The sequence below is a fragment of the Ottowia thiooxydans DSM 14619 genome (assembly GCF_000422885.1).
In the GTDB taxonomy this organism is placed as follows: domain Bacteria; phylum Pseudomonadota; class Gammaproteobacteria; order Burkholderiales; family Burkholderiaceae_C; genus Ottowia; species Ottowia thiooxydans.
This window is the reverse complement of record NZ_AUGX01000008.1, coordinates 271,368-296,652: the sequence shown is the minus strand read 5'-3', so window position 1 is coordinate 296,652 and position 25,285 is coordinate 271,368. Positions and strand designations below refer to the sequence as shown.

At 57.7% G+C, this 25,285-nt stretch carries 24 protein-coding genes; 11 read left to right on the top strand and 13 right to left on the bottom strand.

All coding sequences use genetic code 11. From position 1 onward, the window contains the following. Positions 1-41 precede the first annotated feature (41 nt). The 4 genes from G518_RS0105120 to G518_RS33960 all read left to right on the top strand — a co-directional run bounded on the left by G518_RS0105120 (position 42) and on the right by G518_RS33960 (position 4,813). On the top strand, positions 42-1,223 hold the full coding sequence (locus tag G518_RS0105120) for an acetyl-CoA C-acyltransferase (RefSeq protein WP_028601614.1): 1,182 nt from the start codon (positions 42-44) through the stop codon (positions 1,221-1,223). A 51-nt stretch (positions 1,224-1,274) separates the two neighbouring features. Continuing rightward, positions 1,275-1,958, top strand: coding sequence for an SDR family oxidoreductase (locus tag G518_RS0105115; RefSeq protein ID WP_028601613.1), 684 nt, complete (start codon positions 1,275-1,277; stop codon positions 1,956-1,958). A 106-nt stretch (positions 1,959-2,064) separates the two neighbouring features. Beyond that, positions 2,065-3,201 carry an acyl-CoA dehydrogenase family protein gene (locus G518_RS0105110; protein WP_028601612.1) on the top strand — a complete coding sequence of 379 codons (1,137 nt, stop codon included), beginning with the start codon at positions 2,065-2,067 and terminating at the stop codon, positions 3,199-3,201. A gap of 49 nt (positions 3,202-3,250) precedes the next feature. Further along, on the top strand, positions 3,251-4,813 hold the full coding sequence (locus G518_RS33960; RefSeq protein WP_051236052.1) for a glycosyltransferase: 1,563 nt from the start codon (positions 3,251-3,253) through the stop codon (positions 4,811-4,813). Here the strand turns inward: G518_RS33960 and G518_RS0105100 are convergent. From G518_RS0105100 to G518_RS33950, 3 genes are all read right to left on the bottom strand, one after another. Then, complete coding sequence (locus G518_RS0105100) at positions 4,794-5,495, bottom strand: LbetaH domain-containing protein (RefSeq protein ID WP_028601611.1); 702 nt, start codon at positions 5,493-5,495, stop codon at positions 4,794-4,796. The two genes, G518_RS33960 and G518_RS0105100, sit on opposite strands and share 20 nt — an antisense overlap. Further along, positions 5,492-6,640 (bottom strand): DegT/DnrJ/EryC1/StrS family aminotransferase, encoded by a 1,149-nt coding sequence (locus G518_RS33955; protein ID WP_169457899.1) that lies wholly within the window; start codon positions 6,638-6,640, stop codon positions 5,492-5,494. The genes G518_RS0105100 and G518_RS33955 overlap by 4 nt, the downstream gene beginning before the upstream one ends. A 98-nt stretch (positions 6,641-6,738) precedes the next feature. Next, positions 6,739-7,575 carry a hypothetical protein gene (locus G518_RS33950; protein ID WP_156909285.1) on the bottom strand — a complete coding sequence of 279 codons (837 nt, stop codon included), beginning with the start codon at positions 7,573-7,575 and terminating at the stop codon, positions 6,739-6,741. Positions 7,576-7,879: 304 nt separating this feature from the next. Between G518_RS33950 and G518_RS0105085 the strand changes: the two genes are divergently transcribed. From G518_RS0105085 to G518_RS0105070, 4 genes are all read left to right on the top strand, one after another. Next, positions 7,880-8,716, top strand: coding sequence for a hypothetical protein (locus G518_RS0105085; RefSeq protein ID WP_028601610.1), 837 nt, complete (start codon positions 7,880-7,882; stop codon positions 8,714-8,716). 232 nt (positions 8,717-8,948) lie between these two features. Then, positions 8,949-9,386, top strand: coding sequence for a YchJ family protein (locus G518_RS33945; protein WP_036593595.1), 438 nt, complete (start codon positions 8,949-8,951; stop codon positions 9,384-9,386). An 81-nt stretch (positions 9,387-9,467) separates the two neighbouring features. Further along, positions 9,468-10,856, top strand: a complete 1,389-nt coding sequence (gene trkA, locus G518_RS0105075; RefSeq protein WP_028601609.1) for a Trk system potassium transporter TrkA — start codon at positions 9,468-9,470, stop codon at positions 10,854-10,856. 82 nt (positions 10,857-10,938) lie between these two features. Then, positions 10,939-12,399, top strand: coding sequence for a TrkH family potassium uptake protein (locus G518_RS0105070; RefSeq protein ID WP_028601608.1), 1,461 nt, complete (start codon positions 10,939-10,941; stop codon positions 12,397-12,399). Positions 12,400-12,492: 93 nt separating this feature from the next. Here the strand turns inward: G518_RS0105070 and G518_RS0105065 are convergent, their stop codons facing one another. The 3 genes from G518_RS0105065 to G518_RS0105055 are packed head-to-tail and all read right to left on the bottom strand — an operon-like array spanning position 12,493 to position 17,127. Continuing rightward, positions 12,493-14,115, bottom strand: a complete 1,623-nt coding sequence (locus tag G518_RS0105065; protein ID WP_028601607.1) for a GMC oxidoreductase — start codon at positions 14,113-14,115, stop codon at positions 12,493-12,495. Then, the gene (locus G518_RS33940; RefSeq protein WP_084651485.1) at positions 14,105-15,811 is read right to left on the bottom strand and encodes a sugar porter family MFS transporter; all 1,707 of its coding nucleotides are present in this window, start codon (positions 15,809-15,811) and stop codon (positions 14,105-14,107) included. Before G518_RS33940 ends, G518_RS0105065 begins: the two co-directional genes overlap by 11 nt. After that, positions 15,808-17,127 carry a DegT/DnrJ/EryC1/StrS family aminotransferase gene (locus G518_RS0105055; protein ID WP_028601606.1) on the bottom strand — a complete coding sequence of 440 codons (1,320 nt, stop codon included), beginning with the start codon at positions 17,125-17,127 and terminating at the stop codon, positions 15,808-15,810. The genes G518_RS33940 and G518_RS0105055 overlap by 4 nt, the downstream gene beginning before the upstream one ends. A gap of 337 nt (positions 17,128-17,464) precedes the next feature. Between G518_RS0105055 and G518_RS0105050 the strand changes: the two genes are divergently transcribed. Continuing rightward, positions 17,465-18,799, top strand: a complete 1,335-nt coding sequence (locus G518_RS0105050; protein WP_028601605.1) for a sugar porter family MFS transporter — start codon at positions 17,465-17,467, stop codon at positions 18,797-18,799. Positions 18,800-18,849: 50 nt separating this feature from the next. Here G518_RS0105050 and G518_RS33935 read toward each other — a convergent pair whose 3' ends face one another. The 4 genes from G518_RS33935 to G518_RS0105030 form a co-directional block, all read right to left on the bottom strand. Further along, on the bottom strand, positions 18,850-19,386 hold the full coding sequence (locus G518_RS33935; protein WP_051236046.1) for a DUF421 domain-containing protein: 537 nt from the start codon (positions 19,384-19,386) through the stop codon (positions 18,850-18,852). Next, complete coding sequence (gene gluQRS / locus G518_RS33930; protein ID WP_084651483.1) at positions 19,374-20,438, bottom strand: tRNA glutamyl-Q(34) synthetase GluQRS; 1,065 nt, start codon at positions 20,436-20,438, stop codon at positions 19,374-19,376. The genes G518_RS33935 and gluQRS overlap by 13 nt, the downstream gene beginning before the upstream one ends. Positions 20,439-20,515: 77 nt before the next feature. Next, positions 20,516-21,586, bottom strand: coding sequence for an NAD(P)/FAD-dependent oxidoreductase (locus G518_RS0105035; RefSeq protein ID WP_156909284.1), 1,071 nt, complete (start codon positions 21,584-21,586; stop codon positions 20,516-20,518). Positions 21,587-21,619: 33 nt separating this feature from the next. Next, entirely contained in the window at positions 21,620-22,555 is a 936-nt protein-coding gene (locus G518_RS0105030) for a LysR family transcriptional regulator (protein WP_028601603.1), read from the bottom strand. Positions 22,556-22,711: 156 nt separating this feature from the next. On the opposite strand from G518_RS0105030, the gene G518_RS0105025 reads away from it, so the two are divergent. Then, a complete protein-coding gene (locus tag G518_RS0105025; RefSeq protein ID WP_028601602.1) occupies positions 22,712-23,410 on the top strand; it encodes a pirin family protein in 699 nt (232 codons plus the stop codon). 102 nt (positions 23,411-23,512) lie between these two features. Further along, entirely contained in the window at positions 23,513-23,923 is a 411-nt protein-coding gene (locus G518_RS0105020) for a DoxX family protein (RefSeq protein WP_028601601.1), read from the top strand. A gap of 150 nt (positions 23,924-24,073) precedes the next feature. Here G518_RS0105020 and G518_RS0105015 read toward each other — a convergent pair whose 3' ends face one another. The 3 genes from G518_RS0105015 to G518_RS0105005 all read right to left on the bottom strand — a co-directional run bounded on the left by G518_RS0105015 (position 24,074) and on the right by G518_RS0105005 (position 25,285). Next, complete coding sequence (locus G518_RS0105015; protein WP_028601600.1) at positions 24,074-24,433, bottom strand: hypothetical protein; 360 nt, start codon at positions 24,431-24,433, stop codon at positions 24,074-24,076. Between the two features lie 97 nt (positions 24,434-24,530). Then, positions 24,531-24,896, bottom strand: coding sequence for a hypothetical protein (locus G518_RS0105010; protein ID WP_028601599.1), 366 nt, complete (start codon positions 24,894-24,896; stop codon positions 24,531-24,533). After that, positions 24,893-25,285 (bottom strand): roadblock/LC7 domain-containing protein, encoded by a 393-nt coding sequence (locus G518_RS0105005; protein WP_028601598.1) that lies wholly within the window; start codon positions 25,283-25,285, stop codon positions 24,893-24,895. Before G518_RS0105005 ends, G518_RS0105010 begins: the two co-directional genes overlap by 4 nt.

Sequence of the window (25,285 nt, the reverse complement as noted above, 5' to 3'; positions counted from 1 at the left end):
TTTTATTTTTTGAATCTCTCAACCATTAAAGGAGACCGCATATGTCAGATCCCATCGTTATCGTTTCCGCTGCCCGCACCCCTATGGGGAGTTTTCAGGGTGACTTTTCCAATCTGTCCGCCAACGATCTGGGTGGTGTGGCCATTAAGGCGGCGGTGGAGCGTGCCGGCATTTCGCCGGAGCTCGTGACTGAGGTGCTCTTCGGTAACTGCCTGATCGCGGGTCAGGGGCAAGCGCCTGCTCGACAAGCGGCTTTCAAGGGAGGCCTGCCCAAGAGCGCGGGTGCGGTAACGCTGAGCAAAATGTGCGGCTCGGGCATGCGCGCGGCCATGTTTGCGCACGACATGCTGGCGGCAGGCTCGCACGATGTGCTGGTGGCCGGTGGCATGGAAAGCATGACAGGCGCGCCCTATCTGCTGCAAAAGGGCCGCGGCGGCTATCGTATGGGCCACGACAAAGTGTATGACCACATGATGCTGGACGGTCTGGAAGACGCTTACGAGGCCGGGCGCAGCATGGGTACTTTTGGCGAAGATTGCGCGGCCAAGTTCAACTTCACCCGCGAGCAACAGGACGCCTTCGCCATCGCCAGTGTGCAGCGTGCGCAACAAGCCATCAAATCTGGCTCGTTCAAGGAAGAGATTGCGCCGGTCACCGTGAAAGATCGCAAGGGCGAGCGCCTGGTGGACACCGATGAAGGTCCGGGCCGTATCAATGTCGAGAAGATCCCTGGCCTCAAACCTGCGTTCAAAAAAGACGGTACCGTCACCGCGGCTAGCAGCTCCAGCATCAACGACGGCGCAGCGGCCATGGTCATGATGCGCGAGTCTACGGCCAAGGCGCTGGGTTGCACTCCGTTGGCACGCATCGTCAGCCACGCAACGCATGCACAAGAGCCCGAGTGGTTTGCCACCGCGCCTATCGGAGCGACAGAAAAGGTGTTGAAAAAAGCTGGCTGGCAGGTGGGTGAGGTTGATCTCTGGGAAATCAACGAAGCCTTTGCGGTGGTCCCCATGGCACTGATGCATGAGATGAAAGTGTCGCATGAGAAAGTCAACGTCAATGGCGGGGCTTGTGCCTTGGGCCATCCGATTGGCGCCAGCGGTGCGCGCATCATGGTCACGTTGATGCACGCGTTGAAGGCCCGAGGCTTGAAGAAAGGCGTGGCCACCTTATGCATCGGTGGCGGCGAGGCCACCGCCGTGGCTATAGAGATGCTTTAGGAGGCTATCAGGCCGGGAGCGCTCATCGCTGATTGAAGAAGGAGTTCAAGTGTGTCCACGATATTGATCATTGGCGCCTCCAGAGGCATCGGCTATGAATTAGCGCTGCAGTACACCGCCGAAGGCGAGCGCGTCATCGCCACTGCCCGGGATGAAGAAGGGCTCGCCAAGCTGCGCGATCTGGGGTGCGAGCCGCTCAAGCTGGATGTAGTTGATCCTGCCAGCGTGAGTGGCCTCGCCTGGCAACTTGATGGGGAGCGGATCGATATCGCCTGGCAAGTGGCCGGTGTCATGTGCAACCGTGCCAATGCGCAAACACCTCCTTCTCAGCAGGAGTTTGACCGCGTCATGCATGCCAACGTGCTGGGCCCCATGCAGGTCATCCCGCAAGTTGCTCCCTTGGTAGAGTTCAGTAAAGCGCCTGGCGGTGGGCGTTTTGGGTTCATCAGCAGCGAGATGGGGCATATCGGGAGCGTGGGTGGCTCGGGTGCGTGGCTGTACCGGGTGAGCAAGTCGGCCCTCAATATGGCTGTCGCCTCAGCTCGCCACAGCTATCCCCAGGCGACATTTGTCTCGTTTCACCCGGGCTGGGTGCAAACCGCGATGGGCGGCGAATCAGCTCCGGTCACCGTGCAAGACAGCGCCGCCGGACTGCGCAGGGCGCTCGCCAGCGCCACACGTGCCGATAGCGGTTCATTCCAGCGCTATGACGGCTCACGCCTGGCCGGTTGGTAGATACGTGCGCCCCCAGGTGTTCGGATAGTATTTATTGCCCGGCATCGCAACCAGATGTGGAAAACCTCATGGACCCAATAGGTCCGCAACATGACGAGAGACAACGATGCTACTGACCGAAGACCAGGAAATGATCCGCGACGCTGTGCGAGCATTTGCACAAGAGCAGTTGTGGCCTCACGCCCCGCGCTGGGATAAAGAACATCATTTTCCGGTTGAGGCACACCGTGGGCTGGCCGAACTCGGCGCCTACGGGATTTGTGTGCCCGAGGAGTACGGCGGCGCGGGACTGGATTACCTCTCGCTCGCGCTGGTCCTGGAGGAAGTCGCGGCCGGTGACGGCGGTACCAGCACCCCCATCAGCGTGACCAACTGCCCCTATAACGCCATCCTGATGATGTATGGGAGCGAGGCGCAAAAACAGACGTGGCTGGCTCCGGCCGCTCGCGGTGAGATGCTGGGCGCCTTCGCACTCACTGAGCCGCATGTGGGCAGCGATGCGTCTGCGTTGCGTGCCACGGCCGTGAGAAAGGGTGATGAATACATCTTGAATGGAGCCAAGCAGTTCATCACCAGCGGGAAGAATGGCCATGCGGCCGTGGTAATTGCTGTCACCGACAAAGCCGCTGGCAAGCGTGGCCTGAGTGCCTTCATCGTTCCCACGCACAACCTAGGCAATGCCGGTTGGGTGGTTGCGCGTCTGGAGGACAAGCTAGGCCAGCATTCCAGTGACACTGCGCAGATCAATCTGGAGAACTGCCGCATCCCCGTCGAAAACCGAATTGGCGAGGAAGGTGAGGGCTACAAAATCGCTCTTAGTTCACTGGAGGGCGGACGCATCGGCATTGGTGCGCAGAGCGTAGGCATGGCGCGCTCTGCCCTGGAGGTCGCCATTCAGTACGCCAAAGAGCGTGAAGCGTTCGGCACCGTCATCTTTAACCACCAGGCTGTGAGCTTCCGCTTAGCCGAATGTGCCACCAAATTGGAAGCCGCACGCCAACTTATCTGGCATGCTGCCGCGTTGCGCGATGCAGGCAGGCCCTGCCTGAAAGAGGCGGCCATGGCCAAGCTGTTCGCCAGTGAGGTGGCTGAGCAGGTTTGTACGGCAGCCATCCAGACCTTGGGGGGCTACGGCTATGTGGCTGATTTCCCCATAGAACGAATCTACCGCGATGTGCGTGTGTGCCAAATTTATGAAGGAACGAGCGACGTGCAAAAAATTATTATTTCAAGGGCGCTGTAGGATTGAATGAGTTGAAAATGAATACGTACGTAGACTCGGAGCCATAGAGGTGGAAATATTTCTGCGGTTTTTTTTCGATGCTGACTATTACCTGCGGCAAATAGATGAGTCGCCGGCAGACCCGTACGCCCATTTTGTGGAGGTAGGAGACGAGCTGGATCTCGATCCCTCGCCTTATTTCAATACCAATTTCTACAAGAATTCTTATCCTGATTGGAATATGAGCGGCGAGCGCACGGCGCTTGAGAATTTCATCGCTCAGGAGGAGGCGGGTGATTACAGAAAACCCCACCCCTTGATCGATCCGAACAGCTACCTTGACGCCTACCCGGATCTGGCTGAAGGGAAGGTGCATCCCAATTTGCACTTTGCGCAGCATGGAGACGGCGAAGGAAGACGGCCTTCAAAGCGGTTTGACCCAGGTTTCTATTCCCGCTGTTATCTTCGGCTGGGGCAGATGCGAGCGTTCCGGCACTATGTAGAGCAAGGACGGCTGGAGCATCTGCTTCCCGTCCCGGAGACGAAGACCTACGAGGCCTCGAGGCAGGCCGCATGGGACGCCACATGGCATCTAGCGAATCCCATTGTCCTGTCTGTGCATGATGCGCAAGCTGCGGGCGCCCCCATACTATTGCTTGACATCGCGAAGGCCTTTTGTGCGGCTGGCTATTCCCCCTGTTTTATCTTTTTGAATGGGGGGCCTTTGCTTGATGAGTTTCGCAGGCTTGGGCCCGTTTTTCTTCTGGCCGAGGGCTGGAACGGGAAGGGCTTGTTTTCCGGGATTCGTAAGCAGGCTCCTGCGCTGGTCAACTCTGCCGCAGCGGTAGAAGTGGCACGCTTTTCGGCGAGCACCGGACATCACACGGTCTTGCTCATTCACGAAATGCGGGGCTATCTGGATCAGCAAAGCCTGATGCCAGGGCTCATGGCCGTGCAAGCACTTGGTGCCCGGCTGATCGCATCGTTACCACGCATGGTCGTCGAACTTCAAGCCGAGCTCGGTGAGTTGCCTCATCTGCAACCTGGCATCGTTCAACCAAGCCTGAGATTCAGCCAGTGTTCTGCTGTGCACCGTCGCTTCAAAGATCAGACCTTGTTCATCGGTGCAGGGTACGCAGATCGGAGAAAGGGGTTCGATCTTTTCCTGCAGACGTGCCACATGATCCAAAACCGTCTGGATAGCTCGGTTTTTGTATGGCTTGGAAGCCTTGATTCCTGGGCACAGGGCTTGGCGGCGCAAGCTCAGGCGGATGGTTTGCGCTTGATTTTGCCCGGCTTCGTGTCGGACTCGGCGGCTTGGTACCGTGAAGCTGCGGCCTACCTTCTCACATCCCGCGAGGACGCTGGCCCTACTACCCTTGCCCACGCAGCAGCCGTGGGTACTGGGTTTGTGGGGTTTGCAGAAAACATTGGTTTGAGGGGCTTGGCGGATCCGTTGGGTGTTTTTGTACCGCCCGGGGACATGGATGGGTTTGTGGAGGAGGTGCTGCGCTTGGCGCGCGAGGATTCACAGGCGCGCCGGAGGTTTAGGCGGGACCACATCCGGAAAAACACCTCGTTTGCTACCTATTGCAATGCCTTGCTCGAGTTGCTCAAGACTGAGCGTCTTTGATCAGCTTGCGCAGGATCGCCCAGTCTTGTGATGGCATTGCTGGATTCCCTACTAGTCGAGCACCCGGAGGCACGTCACGAGTCACGACGCAGCCGAACCCTAGCGCCGCGCCTGCGCCTATTCTGATGGGTTTGTCTGGCGAGCCGTTGCCGACGATCGCATTCGGTCCAATGATCACGTGGTCTTCAATTTCGACATGCCCGTAAATGGATGCGCGTACGCCGATGTTGGTGAAATCCCCTACGGTCACATCATGGGCGATGAAATCCCCATGAACCAGAACACATGCGCCTAGGCGAACATTGGGGCCGACCCGAGTAAAAGAGGGAATATAGCTTCCTGGTCCTAGTTGTGGTTGGGCATCACGTACGCCAGGGCCGTTACCGCAAAACGTAGCGAACATGGCCCCTTCGGCCGCAAGCCGAAGCGCCACTTTTTCACGAGCCGATCCGTCGCCGATCATTAAAAGAACCGGAGTGTCGGGAAAGCGCTCAAGCCTTTGCTGCGCCGAAATAACGGGTGCTGATAACCTGGGATGATCGAAACCGTGGTTTAAATCGTCAACCAGGGCACGCACCCGAACTCGCCCTCCGCGGGCCTCCTGCAGGTCACTCAAGACCATCTCCGCAGTACCCCTGGCGCCATAAATTACCAGGTCGTCAAACTGATCAGTAGCTTTCAAGCGTTACCTTCCAAATGATTTACGGCACAATTTTTAATAATTAAGGCTATTTGCGCTGCTGATGCGTCGCTGATTTTGCTGTGCATTGGCAAGGCCAGCAGGCTTGGGGCGACTTCAGGCGCCAAAGCTGCAGCTCCGGTGCAAACGATGTTCTCATTCTCGAACAGAGTATTCGGTCCGCATAGCAAACTAAACGAATCTCTGAGTGCGAACCCTTTTTCAGCCGCCGATGCCACTACCGCTTGGCGCGCGCTTTTCGGCATGGACAACGCAAAGTAGAGGTGACTGGCGGAGCTGTCGGGCCGAGGTTTCAAAATTGTCACGCCCGGTATCCCAGCCAGCATTCGTTGATAGGTTTCACGCAGGCGATGGCGAGCGCTTATCTCTGGTTCAAGCAAAGGGAGAGATGCAAGACCCATGGCCGAGTGAATTTCGGACAATTTCCCATTGATACCGATATCCACCATTTGCCCTTCGTAAAGACCGAAATTGCGCATCCTTACGAGGCGTTCTTTGTCTTCGGCACTCCTGACAACCACCGCACCTCCCTCTGCGGTATTCAACAGCTTGGTAGCGTGAAGCGACAAAATGGTGGCATCGCCCCGTTGGGCCAGATGTTGACCGGCTTGCTTAATGTCCGGCGTCTGTGCGCCATCAAAAACCAGCCAAAGCTTGTGCTGGCTTGCCAGGCGCTCCAGAGCACTGGTGTCGCATGCAATACCCATGAAATGGACGCCTAATATAGCGACCGTGTTGGGTGTAATGGCCTTTTCGACGGCAGCAGGATCCAAGGTCGGAAAGCCGCACTCCACATCCGCGAAGACCGGTTTGAACCCGCACCATTCGATGGCCTGCGCAGAGGCCGCGAAACTCAAGGGTGAGGTAATGACCTCACCCCCTTTGCGTAAATTTCCGAGCCTCAGGGCCATCATCAAGGCCATAGTTCCGGACGAAGTCAGGCATAGGTGCTTGCCCATTAACCGAGTCAGCTCATCTTCCAGCCGGTTATGCATACTCCCACAATTCGACAGCTGGTTGGAGTCGAGTATTTCGTCGATAAGGCCTATGAGGACTTCTCTTTGCGGTAGCAAAGGTCTGCCAAACACGGCTGGAAAGAGCGGGGGAAATTTTTCAGGCAAGCTCATCTGACTCAGCTTGACGACACGCGACGGATGCATCCACCGGGCGCGATTGGAGTGCGAGTCAAGGATGGTCCAGAAATGTGCATTTAGGGCTGGCCGGGCTAGCGTTTATCGACAGAAAGAAACCGAAGAATTTCCCAGCGATGCTTCTCATAGAACTGAAGATAGGCTGGGAGCTTTGTCTTGACGAAGTGCCCCTTTAACGCATCAAGATCCATGAGGGTGGCAAATAATTTTTCACCGCCGGGCCAGGTGACGGGAATGTTATTCATGTCCACGCCAATTTCTGCATTTATTTTCTTGGTTTCTAACAAAATGGAGACGGCACGTTCTATGATGAAAATCTTCATCGCGTAGTTTGCGCCTGTTCGATGCTTTGCGTTGAAATTCAAAGTATCGCCTAATGTGGATTTCGAATCTTCTGATATTTTAAAAATCTGGTCTGTTAGTTGAAGCCATTCTTTCCAAAATCTGTATTTTGCAACGAAGTAATTGCTATATATTATTCTCGACTGATCTTGAATGAGATTGGCCAGGTTGACCTTGACATCCAGATCGTCAAATATTTCCTGAGCTACTCTGAGTAGGCCGGGGTGCACAACTTCACCTTGAATGAAGCTGTTTGGGTAGCACGCAATCTCCTCAAAACAAGGTGAAAAACTGATCACCTCGGATTGTGATTTTTCTACTATTCTTTCTATGTCGGTGAATGTTAGATTTGTTTTTTCTTTCAGCCGAGGGGAGAAAAATCCCAGATATTCTTCTTCTTCAAACTCCTGGTTTAGCAGTGCAGTTCGAATTGGCCAATATTCATAAAAATCAGGGCGCTCTGGCTGAGTATTGTCGAGTGGTATGAAGCCATTGTCGAGACTTTCTAGAGTCTCATTGTTATAATAAATCTGAAATAACCGCATATTCTTTGCAGTTCCTGAGGTCATCAACGGAACTTTGTCACGACTATTTGGAGAGGCATCATAGAGAAGATAAGGCTACTATACGGGAATTTTCCACAAGAGTCTGTGCAAGAATGCTTGTAAACTGCGGGGGCAGTGAGACAATCGTGGCCGAACCAGAGGCTGCTCTTGGTCAGTGAATCGCTTCCTGATCAGAGCTAAGGCATGAGCTTCGCCACCAAGTGGGACATGCGTGGGCATGTAGCGTCCAAGTATGGTGCTCACGAGCGCCTAGTCTGAAATTCTTCAGGTATGTCCTTAGCGTGAGGTCGGATCAACGAGAGTCACCGTGCACCTGTTTCAGTTTTTTCATGACGATGCCACACGAGCACTATTGGATCCCGATTTTGCTCCTCTGAACAATATGAATTCGGCGTATCCGGATTTGTTCGAGCACGCCTCCGTTTCTCAGGTTTTAAGAACCGGAAAATTCAATGATAATGAATACATTGGATTTTTTTGCCCTTGGTTTAATCGCAAAACGGCGATGACTGGCCGCCAGGTCAAGGATCGTCTTGCTCAGTTCAGCGGAGACGTGATCAGCTTCTCCTCGGCCTTCGAGCAGATTGCAAGCTATCCTAATAGTTTTGTCCAGGGTGACATCATGCATCCCGGATTGCTAAATTTGGCGCAAACCACGCTGAATACGCTTGATATAAACATCAATCTGAATAATCTGGTTCAGGATCAGACACGAATTATTTTCAGAAATTACTTCGTGGCGAAGTACAGCTTTTGGGTTGAATGGCTTGAGCTGACCGAACGTCTGCTGAAAATCACTGAAACCAAAGGATCAGTTCTGGGGGCGCGATTGAATTCCCAAACGCTCCATCACGGCAGGGTCGAGTACCCAATGAAGATTTTCATGATGGAGCGCATGGTGTCCGTGCTGCTGGAGATGAAAGGGATGGATGCGGAGATCGGCATAGATCTCGAGCGCGCCCCGCTCACCTCTGAGGGTGCGGAGGATTTTTTTAATGTCTTGCTCAGGCTCGAGGCACTGAAAGGGCATTTTCTCAAAACGCAAGCGGTGACATACCGGCAAACGTATGAGGCTCAGCGTCAACGGCTTTTTAGATCGATTGCGGAGCGGTCCTCGGACAGATTGGCGCTGAAAGCGGCCTGAAGAGAGTACATCTTGCATTAGCCGTGTAGATGGCTAAGGAGGCTTGATGCTACGCAAGCGATAGATTTCCTGTGGCGTGATAAAAATCCTTGAACATGACGGTGCCTTCTTTTTCGGGCCAGTGGATAATCCACGCGCTTGCGCGAGTGGTTTCGTGCGGGACATGACGCCTCAATGCGGCTCGAAAGGATGACGTGAAATTATTGAAGCTCATCGCTTCGAGGGTGCGGTAGTGTCATATCCAAGCGCTAAACACAAAGTTAACACTGGGGATAGCTGTCCCTGTGGTGGCTATGCCGCAGGTAAGAGTTTCAGAGATTGTTGTGGCCGTTGGATAGAGCAACTCGCTGAAGCTCCCGCGCCTGACGCGCAGGCGCTCATGCGATCACGGTACTCGGCTTTCGTTCGCGAGGACGCGTCGTATCTGCTCGCCACCTGGCATCCTTCAACCCGACCCGGTGCGCTCGAATTTGAGCCAGGGATCAAATGGCTTGGCCTGGAAGTGCGTTTGCACAGAACTATGGATGATCAACAAGCCGAAGTCGAGTTCGTGGCCCGCTCACGCTTGCACGGCCGGGCTACAAGATTGCACGAATTAAGCCGTTTCAAGCGCGAGGCAGATCCCGCCGGGCAGATGCGCTGGTTCTACCTGGACGGTACGCTTTATTGAAGGATTTCACAGACGCGCGAAGAGAAGCCACCAATATGGGGGTTGGCCAAGCTAGTATCGGTAAATAACGGAACGCGACTCATGAGAATCATCATCCTCGGCGCAGGCCGTGTAGGCGAAAGCGTCGCAGAAACCCTGGTGACGGAAGCAAACGACATCACGGTGATTGATACCGACCCAGAGCGCCTTCGCGATCTGGAAGCGCGGCTTGAGCTGCGTGGAGTGGCTGGCAACGGTATCCAGCCTTCGGTGTTGCGCGGCGCGGGGGCGGAAGATTGCGATATGTTCATCGCTTGCACCGCAATGGACGAAACCAACCTGGTCGCCTGCAAGATCGCGCACGATGTCTTCGGTATCCCCACCACCATTGCGCGCTTGCGTTCGCCCGAGTTCCCGCAAGGTGACAAGTTGCTGGACAAGACCGGTTTTGCGGTCGACAAGGTCATTTGCCCGGAGGCCACGGTCACGCGCTATGTGCAGCTGTTGATTGAGTACCCCGGGGCCTTGCAGGTGGTGAAGTTTTCACAGGGGCAGGCTCATCTGGTGGCAGTTCGCGTGGCCCCAGGTAGCCGGCTGGCCAATCATTCCATTGCAGATTTCCGCGCAGAAAATCCGGATGTGCCGCTGCGCATTGTCGCGATCTACCGGCAAGATGAAGCACTTCCCGTAGAAGGTGACACCCGTGTCCAGCCCGGCGATGAAATTTATGTGCTGGTGGCGCGTGAACAGGTACGACAGGCGCTGCAGGCCATTGGCAACCCTGACCGACCGGTGCGCCGGGTGATGATCGTGGGCGGCGGTAAAGTGGGCCTGCGTTTGGCCCGCAGCCTGACCGGCGTGTGTCAGGTCAAGATCATCGAGTCCAACCGCAAGCGGGCCGAATATCTGTCCGGGCAGCTCCCCCCGGAGATGCTCGTGTTGGAAGGCGATGGGGCCGACGAAGACCTTCTTGAGGAGGAAAACGTGGGTGATATGGATTTGTTCATCGCGCTCACCAGTGACGACGAAGACAACATCATGTCGGCCATGCTGGCCAAACGTATGGGCGCGCGCCGAGTGATGGCGCTGATCAACCGCCGCGCTTACGCGGACATGATGCAGGGAAGCACCATCGATATCGCCATTTCGCCTTCACATGCAGTCATTGGTGAGCTGCTGATGCACGTACGGCGGGGCGCGGTTGCGGCGGTGCATAGTCTGCGCAGTGGTACCGCGGAAGCGCTCGAAGGCATTGCCCATGGAGATGCAAAAACATCTCGGTTGGTGGGGCGGCGCATTGGAGACATCAAGCTGCCTGCCGGCGTGCGCATTGGCGCTCTCGTACGAGGGCAAGATGGTGAGGCGCGGGTACTGATGGCAAGTGACGAAACCATGATCGAGTCTGACGACCACGTCATCATCTTCCTGCCTCACAAACGTATGGTGCGGGAAGTAGAGAAGCTGTTCCAGGTGCGAGCTACATTTTTTTAAGAGACTGAATTTCGCGTCCAACACTCACAGGACTTGAGCGCGCAAGAAGTGCACGAACCAGGCCCCACGTCGAACAACAAAAATGAAGCGCTTTTCTGCCACTTTCCTCGTGCTGTCATGGGTCATCATGGGTTTCTCGTTCGCCTTTCTGGTGCCGGCGGCCTGGGATTGGTTTGGGGAAGATGGGCGCAATTGGAGCGTATGGACGTGGTGCTTTCTGTTCACGCTCGCTACGGGGGCCTGGCTGTGGGAGCGCAACCGTAAGTCGCATGGGGAGCTATCTGCGCGAGATGGCTTTTTGCTTGTGACCCTCGTCTGGGTGGTGCTCCCGGCCTACGCCGCGCTGCCGCTGATGTTTGTGGTGAACGGCATCTCATGGACGGATGCGTACTTTGAGGCCATGAGCGGCCTCTCCGCCACCGGCGCCACCACGTTGGCGGGGGTCGACCTGCTGGCCACGTCTGTCAATATCTGGCGTTGCTTCCTGCAATTGGTCGGAGGCCTGGGCATCATGCTGCTGGCGGTGGCCATCCTGCCGTTTTTAGGTCTGGGGGGCATGCAGCTGTATAAGGCCGAGATGCCAGGCCCTATGAAGGAGCAGCGTCTGACACCACGAGTGGCGGAAACGGCTCGCGGCCTGTGGGGGGTGTATTTCGTTCTGTCTGTAGCTTGCCTCCTGGCCTACCGTGCCGGCGGGATGAGCTGGCCAGACGCGTTCATGCACATGTGCACTACGGTGGGTTTGGGCGGTCTCTCGTCGCACGATCAAAGTTTCGGTTTCTGGAATTCAGCGCAACTAGAATGGACGGCGGTGTTGTTCATGGCGCTGTCAGGCATCAGTTTTGCGCGCTATTTCGTTTTGTGGCAGCAACGCTCCCTTGCGCCGGTAGCTCACGATACCGAGGTGCGTGCGTATTTCAGCGTGATGCTGCTGGCCACGGTGGTGATCACCCTGATGCTGATGGGCAGCTCGGTCTATCCGGAGTTTGAAACGGCGCTTCGGCAGGCGGCGTTCCAGGTGGTGTCCGTGAGCACGACGACAGGGTATGCGACGACAGACTATCTGCTATGGCCGACGTTCGTGCCAGTTCTATTGCTGTTTCTGGGTTGTTTCGTTTCATGCGCCGGCTCTACCGGAGGCGGCATCAAGATGGTGCGGATGTTGGTGTTGGTACGCGTGGCGCAGCGAGAGTTGCTAAGGATCATTCATCCACGAGTGGTCCATCCGGTGGCACTGGGCCGAATGGCCGTTCCGCAAGACGTGATCAGCGCGGTCATGGCCTTTATGCTGATCTACGGGGCGGTGATGGTGGGGCTGACCTTGATGATGTTGGCTACAGGCCTTGATGTGGTCACCGCTTTTACGGCCGTGATCGGTTGCCTGAACAACATCGGGCCAGGTATGGGTAAGGTGGGCCCGGCAGGAAACTTCGGTTCGTTGAACGAGATCCAGATCTGGATCTGCAGCCTCGCCATGCTTTTGGGGAGGCTGGAATTGCTGTCAGTGCTGGTGCTCTTTACGCCACAGTTTTGGCGTCGTTGAGCGGAGTAGATCGGGTTTCGCTCTACATCCGCCAGCCTCCTTGAGGGTTGCATCTATCTCGTCGCTCACCGCATATTTCAATGCGTGAGGAGATCATTTGCCCAGGCGCTTGGCTAGGTGTCCACTAAGCCGATCTGCCAACGCCATGATGGTGAGCGTCAGGTGCTTATCTGGCAATACGGGGATGACCCCACCATCACAAATGTATAGGTTGTCCAGGTCATGGGCCTTGAGGTTGGCGTCCACCACGCCTGAACGCGCGTCGTTTGACATGGCGGTGGTACCTGCATAGTGAATGCCCGTGCCGCTGTTGTCTCGGGTGATATGGTATTGCGTGCCAGAGGCGCTACGCAACACGCGCTGTCCCCAGGCGGTCATGGCATCCATCTGGTGATGGGCAGAAGTAGGGATAGTGAAGTCTATGGCGACCTGGCGGGCGCCGTGCACATCCTGGGTGTCACCGGGGCGAACTCGATTTTTCTTCTCAGGCTCCCCGGCGCAGAACAGGCCAAGCGTCACATAGCTGTGGAACATCGTCCGGGCCAGCCGCTTCTTGACGGCTGCAGGCAGCGGTCCCATGGCTTCGGCATAGTGAGGTACCTCGGGTAGCCCGTGAATGGCATGGCCGATGAAGGGGAAGCGGCTGCCGTCAGGCAGACTTCCGTTGGCCATGAGGATGAGCAAGTCACCGTAGCCAATGTCATAGTCGCGCTGCTTACCCCACAGACGGTATAACGAAGTGGACAGCACGACTTTAGGGTTGTCTTGCAGCCGCCTTCCCAATTGATCATGTGGGTTGGCGAGGCCGCCCGGGTGATGTTCATCTGCTGAATTGAACAGGATGCGTGGCGTCTCGACGGCACCCGCGGCCAACACCACGTACTTCGCTCGAATGATGTGGCGAGTTTGGGTGGCGGTATCCAGATACTCTACGCCTGTGATTCGGCTTTCACTACCTTCTTCGGGCTGCGTGAGCAGGTGCAGCACCTTGGCGCCCGTACGCAATTGGTAGTTGGATCGGTTCGCGATTTCCGGAAGCAACCGGGTGGAGAACTTGTAGACGGCATGGACGCTGCAGCCTGAAGTGCAGATGCCGGTGGAGATGCAAGACTGGGGTGTACCGGCTATCGTGTTGATGGCTTTCCGATTGGGGATGGCATAGGCATCAGGCTCATCGAGGCGGCGCACCGCATCGACGATGAGCTGGTCGGCGGGCCGCAGGGGCTTTGGGGGAATGAACTCACCGTCGGGTAATGCGGGGATTCCTTCCCGTGTTCCGCAGACCGTGATTCGACGCTCTACCGCGCTGTAGTGTGGCGCCAGCGTTTCATAGTCCACAGGCCAGGCCGCGAGGTCTTGCGGGGAGAAGCGCACGCTCACGCCGTTCCACAGGTTTTGCAGGCCATCGAGCGCCAGCACCTGAAAGTGCTGGAATGTGCCCGGTGAACGTGCTGTCGCACCGTGGCGACCATCCGCAAAAAGAGGGTGAATGAACAGGTTGTCGTGTGGATCAGATGGCCATGATGTGTTGGGGCCAATGCCGAAACTCTCGCGGGGCAGGGAGGGCGTGACCCGGGTGAACTGGTCTTTGGGGAGAGCGGGGCCTTGCTCCAGTGAGATCACGTTCACGCCCGCCTGGGCTAGCGCGTGTGCCAGTATGCCGCCACCGGCACCCGTACCGACGACGCAAACTTCGCAGTCGAAATCAGTGTGCATTGGGATTCCCAGGCGTGGCGCCACCTTCTCGGACGGAGGCCAGGAACTCTGGCGAAGCGTAATGGATATGTTCCAGGAACCGCCAGATCGTTCCCTTGTGAGCGCTAAGGTCAGAGGCGCGCAGGGTGCCTGTGCGCGCGAACGCACTGTCTTGCCAAATGGCATACAAGGCGGTCCGAATCTGGTGATTTTCGTAGGCCAGTTCCGCAATGCGCGGCAGCATCGGTGTGAGTGTGCTGCGGTAGGGGTTGTGCATCACGATCGCTGCAACCAGCGCACCGGTTTTTTCCCGAGGGAGCGCGAGGCTGGCCTCGGCCGCTGCAGCGTTCGGGCGGCCAGCTGATTCAGGGCGCAACTGGTGAAAGGGCAAGCCTGAGAGCAGATGCGCTTCAATCACTTCCAATGGAACGCCGCTGGTCTCTGGAACGTAGCGCAGGGTGAACCAGATGCCAGTCAGGCAAGCGAGTGCGAACACCGCGAACACACCGCCCAAACCGATGGTGGCGATCAACACCGGAAAAAGGAACACCACCAGGAAGTTCAGGCCCCAATTGGCCAACGTGGCAGCGCTCATGCCCAGGCTGCGCACGCGTCTGGGAAAGACTTCGGCCATCATGACCCAAGGCAGAGCGCCCAGACTGACGGCAAAAGCGGCAATGTAGAGCACCAAGCCGATAGTGGCGACAACATCCAGCGATTGGCTTTCGGTCATCGCGCCAATGGAGATCATGCTCAGGCTGACGGCCGTTCCCACGAAGCCCACTGCCAGCAGACGGCGTCGGCCTATGCGATCGATCAGCAGCATGCCGACGACTGTCATCAGCACGTTCACGATGCCTATGCCAATGGTGGCCATCAGACCCGTAGAGTGGGAGTCAAATCCAGCTTCCTTGAAGACCGTGGGGGCGTAATAGATGACAGCATTGATACCGCTGAGCTGCTGTAGCAGGAACAAGCCCATGGCTACGATGAGTGCGGGGCGCACGGCTGGCGCGGCGAGTTCACGCCAGCGCGCCACATCACGGGATTCGGTCTGCCCTGCCTGAGCGATCTGAGCCAACTCCGCATCAATGCGAGCATCACTTGGCGGGAGTCCGTGCAAGCGAGCCAAGGCGGCCCGCGCTTCTCCGGTTCGACCGCGCGCTTGCAACCAGCGCGGCGTGTCGCGCATGAAGAACATCCCCACGAACAGGGCTATGCCTGGCAACGCACCCAAGAGGAACATGCTGCGCCAAGCATCGCCCAGGCCGAAGTTAGCGAGGTAGGCCAGCAAGATCCCTAAGGTGATGGCCAACTGGTACACCGCCACCAGTACGCCGCGTTTCGCTGGTGGAGCGCTTTCCGAGATATACAGCGGCGCCACCATGGCGGCTATGCCAACAGCCACGCCCAGAGCGAGCCGGGCTGCGCTCAGCATCCAGATGGCTGTGATCATGCTGGCTCCGACAGCGCCCAGGGTAAACAGAATGCCTGCAGCCATCAGCATGGCGCGGCGGCCATAACGTTCGGCCGCGCGGCCAGCTAACATGGCCCCAAAGAGTGCGCCCAGCGGAACGGCAGCCGTCATCAGGCCTTCATCCAGGGGGCTGATGGTGAATGCCCCCCGTAGCGGGCCAAGGGCACCGGCGATGATGCCTTCGTCGAACCCGAAGAGAATGCCAGCCAGGCCGGCTAGTGCAGCAACAAGGTAGATCATGCTTTCAGTTCTGGAGCTACTTTGCGCATGGCTTCAATGATGTCCAGGATGTCCTGATCCGACAAGGTGGAGGCAATCGTCAACAGCACTGACCGGGTATGCAGATCGTCGCAGACCGGCAGGGCGCCTTGGGTGTATTCGTAGTTCTCGGCAAACTGGTTGGCAGGGTGACTCCAAGGGAAGCCATCCCGGCTGTTCGATCGTTTATGGACCAGGCTCGGAATATTGAAGTACCAGTGCATGCCCCATTCACGCATGGTCAAGCAGGCCAGGCTGCCAGCGGGACCGGCGATGCCTTCGGCCCTCAGCGCGCTTACAAAAAAATCCGCCTGTGCAGCATCAGGCAGAGTCATCAGGAGGAACGGTCCGGTGTCGCCAGCAGGATCGGGTACTCGGCGGAAGGAGAGGCCGGGCGTGCCTTCCAGTGCTTCGCGGATACGCCATTTGGCGCGCCGCATGGCGCCGGTAATCTGCGGAAGCTTTCGGGCCTGAGCCAGCCCCAGCGCGCCTGCCAGTTCTGACATACGTGCGCCCTGGCCCCAGAGCTGCACATTGGGGTCACTGGTGTCCAGGCGGCCAGCCGGGGTGCGCGCGTAGCCCAGGTCATGCAAGGCGACGATGCGTCGGTACAGTTTCTCGTCTTCGCAGACCACCATGCCGCCTTCGCCGCAGGTCATGTTCTTGTTCAACTGAAAGCTGAAGATGCCGATATCCCCATGGCGCCCTACGGGAAGGCCCTTGAAGCTGGCGCCCGCGGTTTGGGCGCAGTCCTCGATCAAGGCCAGGCCATTGGCTTTGCAGACAGCCTGAATTTCGTCCAGGCGCCCGGGAACGCCACTCATGTGCACGCACAGCACAGCCCGTGAATGCGAGCCGATCTTGCGGGCGAGATCATCCGGGTCGAGACAAAACGTGGAGTCCACATCCACCAGCTTTGGAATGGCGCCACAGCGGACGATGGCCGAGACACAGCTTACCCAGAGATAACCTGGTACCAGTACTTCATCGCCCGGGCCCAGTTCCAAGGCGCTCATCGCGATGCTGAGCGCTGCGGTGCCTGACGAAACCCCCAGTGCAAATTTATGCCCGTACGCGTCCCGCCACTCCTTCTCGAAGGTGTCGACCATGTGCTGCGCGTCCAGGCCGTAATAGCGGAAGGGACTGCGCGCTTGCAAAACCTGATCGACCAGGGCGCGCTCTTCGGCGCCGATCCAGTGAGCGCCTGGAAGCTCCCAGGGCAGTGGTTCCGTTCGGACGGGGGTGCCACCATTCAAGGCCAGTTTCATCGCGTCGCGTGTCGGGGTGGCGAGGGTCATCTACGAACTCCTGAGGTGTTGCGAGCATGCTGGTATTCCCCTCATGCTCATACTATTTGCACTGAATTGGATAAAAATCCATTCATATTTAACATCATTCTCTAGAAAGTTTTATTTTTTTACAATGAAGTAGACATTAATGCTTCAATGGTTGTAGCTGAGCGAAGTGGCTTTAGTGGTCGCGAGTGAGTGTCGTGAGTGGAAAGCCTGCATGGACGTAGCGTTAGGTGGAGTCAAGAATCAGCGGTTCGGGGTTTCAGCAGTCTTCCCTTGTTTGATGTTCATCCAGGCCAATTCGTTTTTTAGCGAAATTTCAATCCCCAGGAGTACAAACGCCATGGCGTTGCCCAGTTCAGTTTTGCGCGTTGCCTGCATGGTGTGCTCAGCGGGGACCATCTTTGGTTTTGGCATTGCGGCCATCGCGGGAGTGCTCCCCGCTCTGGAGCGTTCTTTTGACCTTGGTTTGGCCAGCGAGCAGAGGCTGGTCTTCTCTTTGGTCATCGCGTGTTTCTTTGGTGCGCTGGCCGCCGGACCGCTGTCACTTCGTTGGGGGCGCAGGCCGGTACTGTGGCTGGCGGCGCTGGTATCAGCGGCAGCCAACGCCTGGATGCTGACGTCACCAAGCTACGGTGCTTTGGTCGCTGCGCGAGTGTTGGCCGGCTTTAGCATCGGCCTGCTGTCCATGGTGGCGCCCATGTATGCCGCAGAGGCTTGCACCGCGAGATATCGAGGGGGGGTGGTTTGCCTGTTTCAACTGGCCATTACAGGAGGCATTCTGGGGGCGTATGGCGCTGCTCTGGCGTTCGAAGGCCAGGGTCAGTGGCACCTGGTCCTGGGCATCGGCATGGTGCCTGCGCTGCTGCTGATGGCCGCGCTGGTCGGACTACCGGAAAGCCCTCGATGGTTGCATCGGCAGGGCCGCGTGGAGGAGTCTGCAGAAGTGGTTGCCAAGCTGGGTTTGCAGCAGGAATGGGAAGCGGCCCCACCTGCTTCGGCTTCAGCCCCGGCCGATTGGATAGCCTTGTTACGCCAAGGTCGTGTCGCCGCAGTTTTGGCACTATGCGCGGGACTCTTTGTGCTGCAGAACTTGAGCGGTATCGACGGCATTCTCTATTACGCTCCACACATCTTTCGGGACATGGGCTTCTCTGGCGAGCGCGCAGCGCTACTGGCCACTTTCGGTCTCGGCCTGGCCAACTTTCTGGCCACCCTGGTTGGGGTTGTCCTGGTTGATCGTCTGGGGCGCCGGCCTCTTCTGATCGGAGGGAGTGCGGCTATGGCGGTCGGGCTGGCTATTGTGGTTCTGGCTGCCTTTCAGGGCTGGCCATTGGTGGGCTTGTTGGGGCTTTGCCTGTATATCGTCGCGTTCGCACTGAGCTTGGGTCCGCTGCCTTACGTGATGATGGCTGAATTGTTTCCTGGCGCGCTACGTGAGCGGGGCATTGCATTCGCGTCGGCGGTCAGTTGGCTTTTCAATGCCCTGATTGCGCTGACTTTTCTGTCCCTGATGGACGCAGTGGGATTAGCTACGGCCATTGGCCTTTTCCTGGGCGTTTGCGTTCTATCGCTGATCGTCAGTTTGCGTTGGGTGCCTGAAACGCGTGGCGTTTCCCTGGAGGAGATTGAAGCCCGGGTTTTGGCGGGCGAGCGCTTGCGGCGGCTGGGGCGTTGAAAGCTGGGTGCCTGCACTCAGATCAGTAGTGGGTATGTGAACCTTGCGTTCTAAGGGGCGCCGGAAGGGCCATCGTTCACAGCCCCAGGCGCACTGTCCGGTGAGTCGGAAGTGGGCACACCGCGCTGGCGTAGAACCACTGTAATTTGACCGCTGGTCTCTATGGTTGCTTGCTGTACCTCATAGCTGTGCAGGCATCCGGCGGCGCGTAACGCGGCTTGCACATCGTCCGGCGTGAGCCGTTCGTTGCGCATCGTCTCCTTGTTCAACTGTCCGGCGTGGATCAGGACCTTCGGTTTGCCATCTATCCACCTGGCAAGGCGAGGGTAGCGCCAGCCCAAGCGCGCCAGCAGCACGTGGCAGCTGATCAGTGTCAGCGCGGAGATCAGCCCGCCAATCAGGGAGTTGTCTCCTGCGTTCATCGAGTTCTGAACGGCATTGGAGAGGATCAGGAGCAAGATTAAATCAAATGGGTCGTATTGCCCAATCTGACGTCGCCCGGTGAGACGCAGAAAGAACAGCAGGAACACATACACCACAATCCCGCGAATAATGAATTCCCACCAAGGCACGCTTAGTTGGAGCATCTGGAATCCTTCTTGTGCGGAGTTGGGTTCAATTGATAGACACCGTTCGGGTTTGTCGAAGCTTCTCGCGGTACCTCGACAGGCTCCGCGTTAACGGCACTTATGTTCGAAAGCGAATGGGTGTCAGAGCTCGTGGACGTCGCGGCATATTTTTCAGCCCATTCACGGGTCCATCTGGACAGTGCGGCAACCAGGCTGTCTCCGGCTTGAGAAGGCGCTAGCCCCAAGTGCTCTGCAGCTTGGGTCAAGGCCCGCAGGGGATTGGTGAGATCAAGCGCTTGAGCGCCATTTTGTTTGCTGAGCTTTTCGCCATCAGTGGCCATGACAAGCGGCGTGTGCAGATAGGTGGGCGTGGCCTGCCCGAGTGCCTGCTGCAGCAGAATCTGCCGGGGTGTGTTGTCCGCTAAATCTTGTCCTCGAACTATGTGGGTCACGCTTTGGGCAGAGTCATCCACCACCACAGCGAGTTGGTAAGCCCAAAGACCATCAGCGCGCTTGAGGACGAAATCACCGACCGCAGATTCCACATGTTGCTGCTGAGCGCCCAGTCGCCTGTCGTGCCAGTGAACGAGGCCATCTTTGAGCAAACCTCTGGCTGCCAGGCCGCTATGAAAACGCCAAGCCCTTGCCTGTCGGCCGAGAAGGGCGTCGGTATCATTTTGTGGTGGCCTGCAGGTGCCAGGGTAGGGCAATTCGCCACCGCGCAAGCGCGCCACCCCGCGCGCAGCCTGTGCTTGCTCGATCTCCTTGCGTGAACAAGCGCAGGGGTAGGCCAACCGCTGAACCACAAGTTCGTCAAGGGCCTGTTGGTAGAGCACGCCGCGCAGCGATTGACGTACCGGAGGCTCATCAGGATGCATGCCGCATGCCGCAAGTTGATTCAATATGAGCTCTGCCCCTCCAGGCACGCAGCGGGGAGCATCGATGTCTTCAATGCGTATCAGCCAGCGCCCACTATGTGCGCGTGCATCAAGCCAGCTCGCCAGCGCGGCGACCAGTGAGCCAGCGTGCAGGGGGCCGGTGGGTGAGGGAGCGAAGCGGCCAACGTACATGGAAGATGCTTGGTGTTCAACGCGAAGAATCACGTGACTTCAAACGCCTGACCCTCCTCACTAACCCCTGAAAGCCTCTACGACTGCTCTAGCGTACGCAGCGCCAGGTCCAGGCCGGAGACGAACGCATCCTCCATCCGGGCTCCCAGGCACCAGTCACCGGCGAGGCCGACACGAAGTTCGGCGTCCCATACGAAAGACTCGCCCAGCGGCTCCGTGGTCTTCGCCTCATGCCAAAGCACCGCCTTGGACCACGCTGGAGCAGCCCGAATTCCGGTGACTTCCGAGAAGGCTTTCAACAGTTTGGCGGTAGCGCGTGCCTCGTCGTCGCTTTCGTGTTCCCGTGACCAGACGGCGCTGGCTTGCACCGTCCAGCGCTCGATGGGGTTGCGCCCGGGTTTCGACGATTCACGAGCAAGCCATGCCACGCGGTGGTGGGTGCTGCGAGCAGCGTTCCACTGCGGTCCCAGCGTTTGCAGGCCGGGCTGAGCAGCATTCGGGAAGGCCATCATCAGTGTCCAGCAAGGAGCCACTTCGACAGCCTCAATGCGTTTGGCCAAACGGGCAGCGTGTTTCGAGCGGGAAAGCAGCAGGCGAAGATCGGACGGCGGCAAAGCCAGCAGGACTGAGTCGAACCCTCCAAAAACCTGTTGGCCGCCATCCGCGCTTTCCGTATGCAGTTGCCAACGGGTTGTATCGAGTGCGTCACGCTGAAGTCGCGTCACGCGGGTGCTGGTCTGAAGCTGGCCTGAAGCCTGCAAGGGAAGCGCCCAGCGCCGCGGCAATTCAGACATGGCGGGGGTGGTCACCCAATGGGCCTCCCGGCCCGGTGGAGAAGCCTCAACCACGCGGCCTCCGGCGTCCAGTACGCGCACCGCATTGGCACTCCAGCGTCGGGCCAAGCCGGGCACCGTAGCTTCGAGCGCTCTGGCGAACCGGTCGTCGCGGACGGTGAAGTATTGCGCGCCGGCGTCGAATCCTCCAAAAGGGGATTCATACGTGGTCACGCGACCGCCAGCAACGTCTGAGGCCTCAAATACTGAAACCTGATGGCCGGCTTGCGCCAGTGTTCGTGCGCAGGCCAGGCCAGCGATGCCAGCGCCGACGATGGCGATACGGCGCGATTCGGATGGGGAGCGATTGGTCACGCAGTCTCTTTCTTCTTTGCAATAGGTAGCACTCTACACGCCGCGGTGCTGTTCCAGCAATGCACGGCGTGTAATTGGTCGGTCAAGCTGCTCCAACCACCATTCCAGAGCCTTGCCAGGTGCCCCGCTGGCACGCCAAGCGTAGGAGAGACTGACCTCACGCGTGCTCCGCTCGACCTGGCGAGCCACCAGCCGACCGGTTTCCAGGTAAGGCCGCGCCATGGGTTCGGCGAGGAAGCCCGAACCCAGTCCCCGTAGTTGGGCATCGAGCTTGGAGGCGATGCTGCTCACAACAAAGCTGTCCTGCCCTTCAATCAGGCCAAACGATTGAGTGGTGGCGCTCTGCGTCGAATCGGAGACCACTACCGCGCGGTGTTTCTGCAGTTCCGCGTCGCTGAGTGGTTCGGGCATTTGCGCCAGAGGATGATGGGGTGCCACGGCATAGACAAAGCGCACTGTCCCGAGTGGCCTGGCCTTGAGGTCAGCCACGTTGGAGGGCTCCAGGATGGCGCCCAGGGCCAAATCCGCTCTGCCCGAGGCCAGCGCCCCAACCGTGCCGCTGAGGATTTCATCGCGAATGCGCAGCCGTGTAGGCGGATTCAAATTAAAAAACTCGCAGGCCAGCTCCATCAAGGCTGGGTGAGCGATCAGCCCATCTACAGCGATGGTTAGCTGAGGCTCCCAGCCGGTGGCCATGCGCTTGACCCGGTTCACAACGGCTTCGACTTCGCCACGCAGGCGTTCTCCCTGGCGCAGCAATTCGGCACCTGCGGCCGTGGGTACCGCTTGGCGCGAGGAGCGGTCGAACAACAGGACATCCAATGCGTCTTCGATCTGACGTACTCGATAGGTCAGTGCGCTCGGCACCACGCCTATCGCACGGGCGGCGCCCGCAAAGCTCCCGGCTTGGGCAATGGCCCGCAAGATTCGGAACGCATCGGGCGTCAGTACATCGCTCGGGTTTTGCATGACAAGGTTTGTTTGATTCAATAAATTTGAATGATGCCATCAATGGCGTGCGGTTTCAGCAGGGTGTGAAATCACTAAAGTTGCTTCTATTCCCACCGGATGAAGGAAATGACGAAAGCGTCCATCTCCGTCATCCACTTCAAAAAGGAGCCCAAAGTGCTTAAAGTTCGCAAATCACTGGATCGAGGCTACGCTGACCATGGTTGGCTGAAGTCGTTTCACAGTTTTTCGTTCGCAGGCTATTACGATCCGGACCACATGGGGTGGGGAAACCTGCGTGTGATCAATGAAGATCGTGTGGCACCGGGCAGGGGTTTCGGCACGCACGGCCATCGAGACATGGAGATCATCAGCTATGTGCTTGAAGGCAACCTGGCTCACAAGGACAGCATGGGTAACATCAAAGGCATTCCGCCTGGCGATGTGCAGAGAATGAGCGCAGGCACGGGCGTGACGCATAGTGAGTTCAATCATGCTGAAGGGCAAACGACTCACTTTCTGCAGATCTGGATTGAGCCTAACGTGACCGGCGTGGCGCCGAGCTACGAACAGATCACGGTGCCGAAAGGCAGTACGCGTGGCCAGCTCAAGCTGGTTGCGGCCGAGCAGCCAGCGGATGGGGCGGTGCAAATAAATGCAGATGCCGCCATGTACGCTGGCCTGTTCGACGGAGCTGAAAGCGCTTCGGTCGACATTGACCCAAGCCGCAAGGCTTATGTACACCTGGTTCGAGGTGCTTTGAGTGTCAACGGTACACCCTTGGCTGCGGGAGACGCCGCGCTGATCGAAGGCGAATCGCGGATCACACTGGATTCCGGCAAAGATGCCGAAGTTTTGTTGTTCGACTTGGTTTGAGCGTGAGAGGGCGGGGCTGCATCTGCGATACAAGCCCTGGCCTTGATCCCCGAGCTGATATTTAGAGTTCTTTTTAAACCACTACTTCCAAAGGAAGCTTTCATGACAGCACTGCAAAATCCCCTGGCTCTGATTGGCCGCCTTTTAATTGCCTATTTGTTCATCCCTGCTGGTTGGGGCAAGATCGGCGCCGGGTTCGCTGGTACCGCAGGCTACATCGCATCAAAAGGGCTGCCCTTGCCGGAGGCTGGCGCAGCGCTGGCGATCATCGTAGAGCTCGGCTGCGGTTTGATGGTGCTCGTGGGGCTCAAGACACGTTGGGCGGCACTGGCCTTGGCACTGTTCACCTTGGCTTCAGCCATCTTTTTCCATAATTTCTGGGCCGTGCCTGAAGCTCAGCAAATGGTGCAAAAGCTTATGTTCAACAAGAACATCGCCATCACCGGTGGGTTGCTGATTCTCGCCGCGTTCGGCGCAGGCGCATTTAGCCTGGATGGCCGCAACAAGCGCTAATTACTTTTGTTGAGGGGACGCCCTTTGTCTTGAGAGCGGTCCGGCGAGCAAAGAAAATAGCCCCTACGCTTCCCAGCATTGCGAGGTGTGCTGCCCCTCAATAAAAAAACCGCGCCGTAGCGCGGTTCTCTGGAAATCCTGAGTCTTGGCTCAGAATGTCATTTCTTTGTCCACGTCTGTCACTTTGCGGCGGGCCATGGCCAGGTTGGCACGCTGTTTGTCGAGCACGAAGTAGATGAACACGCCTTCTTTGCGCGCTGAGGGGCGCAGGATATGGTAGTGCTTGCCCAGAGTGATCAGGATGTCTTCGATCACATCATTCAGGCCGAGCGCCCGCATGGTTTTCATTTTCGAGCGGATCACTTCGGTGTTGCCCGCAGCGGCTACTTCCAGATCCACGCCAGAGCCAATCGATCCCAGCATCATGCCGCTGGAGGAGTCCACTACGGCAGCGCACAAAGCGCCGTCCAACGTCATGAGTTCTTCGAGGGTTTGTTTGATATTTGCCATTTGGTATCTCCTAGGGAGGGTGAGCTTAGCGTGATTGTGAATGAAGCGAGTGCCACGCCGAAAACACTTCCGCTTCTGTTTTAAAAATAAAAACCAATCATAGGGCGTCCACCACCAAAGCCAACTCCTTCGCTTTGGTCTGCACCTTAGTCCAGTCCGTACCTGATTTATCGCGGGTGAGCATCACCAGCAAGACACCAACGCCGCAGGGTAGTAATGTAATACGTCCGTATGCATGCATCATGACCGATGCGCGCAAGTCTCCAAGGCCCTCAAATTGGTGCGAAAGGCGTTGATAAAGACGCCAATAGTCGCTGGCGGCTTCCGCGAAGGTCTGAACGCCTTCGATGTGTCCCACGTGATGCCAGACCATGCCGGCTTCGATCTCAACGAGCGCGCAACCTTCCACTCCCTGCATCGCAGCCATCGACTCCAGGGCCGTGCGCAAGGCTTTTTCTGTCATATGTTCGCGAGTGTCCTGGAGAATTCTGCCGCCCGGTACGCCACCTGGGCCAGGATGGCATTGCCGTCTGCGATCACATTCACAATGAGTTCCGCATCAGTGCGGTGTACCGCATAGACCATCGCGAAACCTGACTCCGTGTTGATCGTGACGCTTTTGCTACGCCCTAGATTGGCTTCCTGGGAAACGACCGAACCGATGGCAGAGATTGAGCTGGCCATGGCCGCGACCCGGGCCGCATCACCATGCTTCATGGCGGCAGCGATGTCGAAGCCGTCAATGCTCGCAACCACTACTGCAGTGACACCATTCACTTCGTTCAAGAACAGCTCTGCCTCCCGGGAAGCAATCTCCTTGACGCCAGGCGCCAAGTTCAAATTCGTGGACAT

Excerpts from the sequence above, each read along its gene's own strand:
- G518_RS0105055 (WP_028601606.1), bottom strand. The coding sequence starts at position 17,127 with ATGACCCTCGCCACCCCGACACGCGACGCGATGAAACTGGCCTTGAAT.
- G518_RS0105010 (WP_028601599.1), bottom strand. The coding sequence starts at position 24,896 with ATGACAGAAAAAGCCTTGCGCACGGCCCTGGAGTCGATGGCTGCGATG.
- G518_RS0105050 (WP_028601605.1), top strand. The coding sequence starts at position 17,465 with ATGGCGTTGCCCAGTTCAGTTTTGCGCGTTGCCTGCATGGTGTGCTCA.
- G518_RS0105015 (WP_028601600.1), bottom strand. The coding sequence starts at position 24,433 with ATGGCAAATATCAAACAAACCCTCGAAGAACTCATGACGTTGGACGGC.
- trkA (WP_028601609.1), top strand. The coding sequence starts at position 9,468 with ATGAGAATCATCATCCTCGGCGCAGGCCGTGTAGGCGAAAGCGTCGCA.
- G518_RS0105070 (WP_028601608.1), top strand. The coding sequence starts at position 10,939 with ATGAAGCGCTTTTCTGCCACTTTCCTCGTGCTGTCATGGGTCATCATG.
- G518_RS33940 (WP_084651485.1), bottom strand. The coding sequence starts at position 15,811 with ATGATCTACCTTGTTGCTGCACTAGCCGGCCTGGCTGGCATTCTCTTC.
- G518_RS0105065 (WP_028601607.1), bottom strand. The coding sequence starts at position 14,115 with ATGCACACTGATTTCGACTGCGAAGTTTGCGTCGTCGGTACGGGTGCC.
- G518_RS0105020 (WP_028601601.1), top strand. The coding sequence starts at position 23,513 with ATGACAGCACTGCAAAATCCCCTGGCTCTGATTGGCCGCCTTTTAATT.
- gluQRS (WP_084651483.1), bottom strand. The coding sequence starts at position 20,438 with ATGTACGTTGGCCGCTTCGCTCCCTCACCCACCGGCCCCCTGCACGCT.
- G518_RS0105110 (WP_028601612.1), top strand. The coding sequence starts at position 2,065 with ATGCTACTGACCGAAGACCAGGAAATGATCCGCGACGCTGTGCGAGCA.
- G518_RS0105030 (WP_028601603.1), bottom strand. The coding sequence starts at position 22,555 with ATGCAAAACCCGAGCGATGTACTGACGCCCGATGCGTTCCGAATCTTG.
- G518_RS33955 (WP_169457899.1), bottom strand. The coding sequence starts at position 6,640 with ATGAGCTTGCCTGAAAAATTTCCCCCGCTCTTTCCAGCCGTGTTTGGC.
- G518_RS0105120 (WP_028601614.1), top strand. The coding sequence starts at position 42 with ATGTCAGATCCCATCGTTATCGTTTCCGCTGCCCGCACCCCTATGGGG.
- G518_RS33950 (WP_156909285.1), bottom strand. The coding sequence starts at position 7,575 with ATGACCTCAGGAACTGCAAAGAATATGCGGTTATTTCAGATTTATTAT.
- G518_RS33935 (WP_051236046.1), bottom strand. The coding sequence starts at position 19,386 with ATGCTCCAACTAAGCGTGCCTTGGTGGGAATTCATTATTCGCGGGATT.
- G518_RS0105005 (WP_028601598.1), bottom strand. The coding sequence starts at position 25,285 with ATGTCCACGAATTTGAACTTGGCGCCTGGCGTCAAGGAGATTGCTTCC.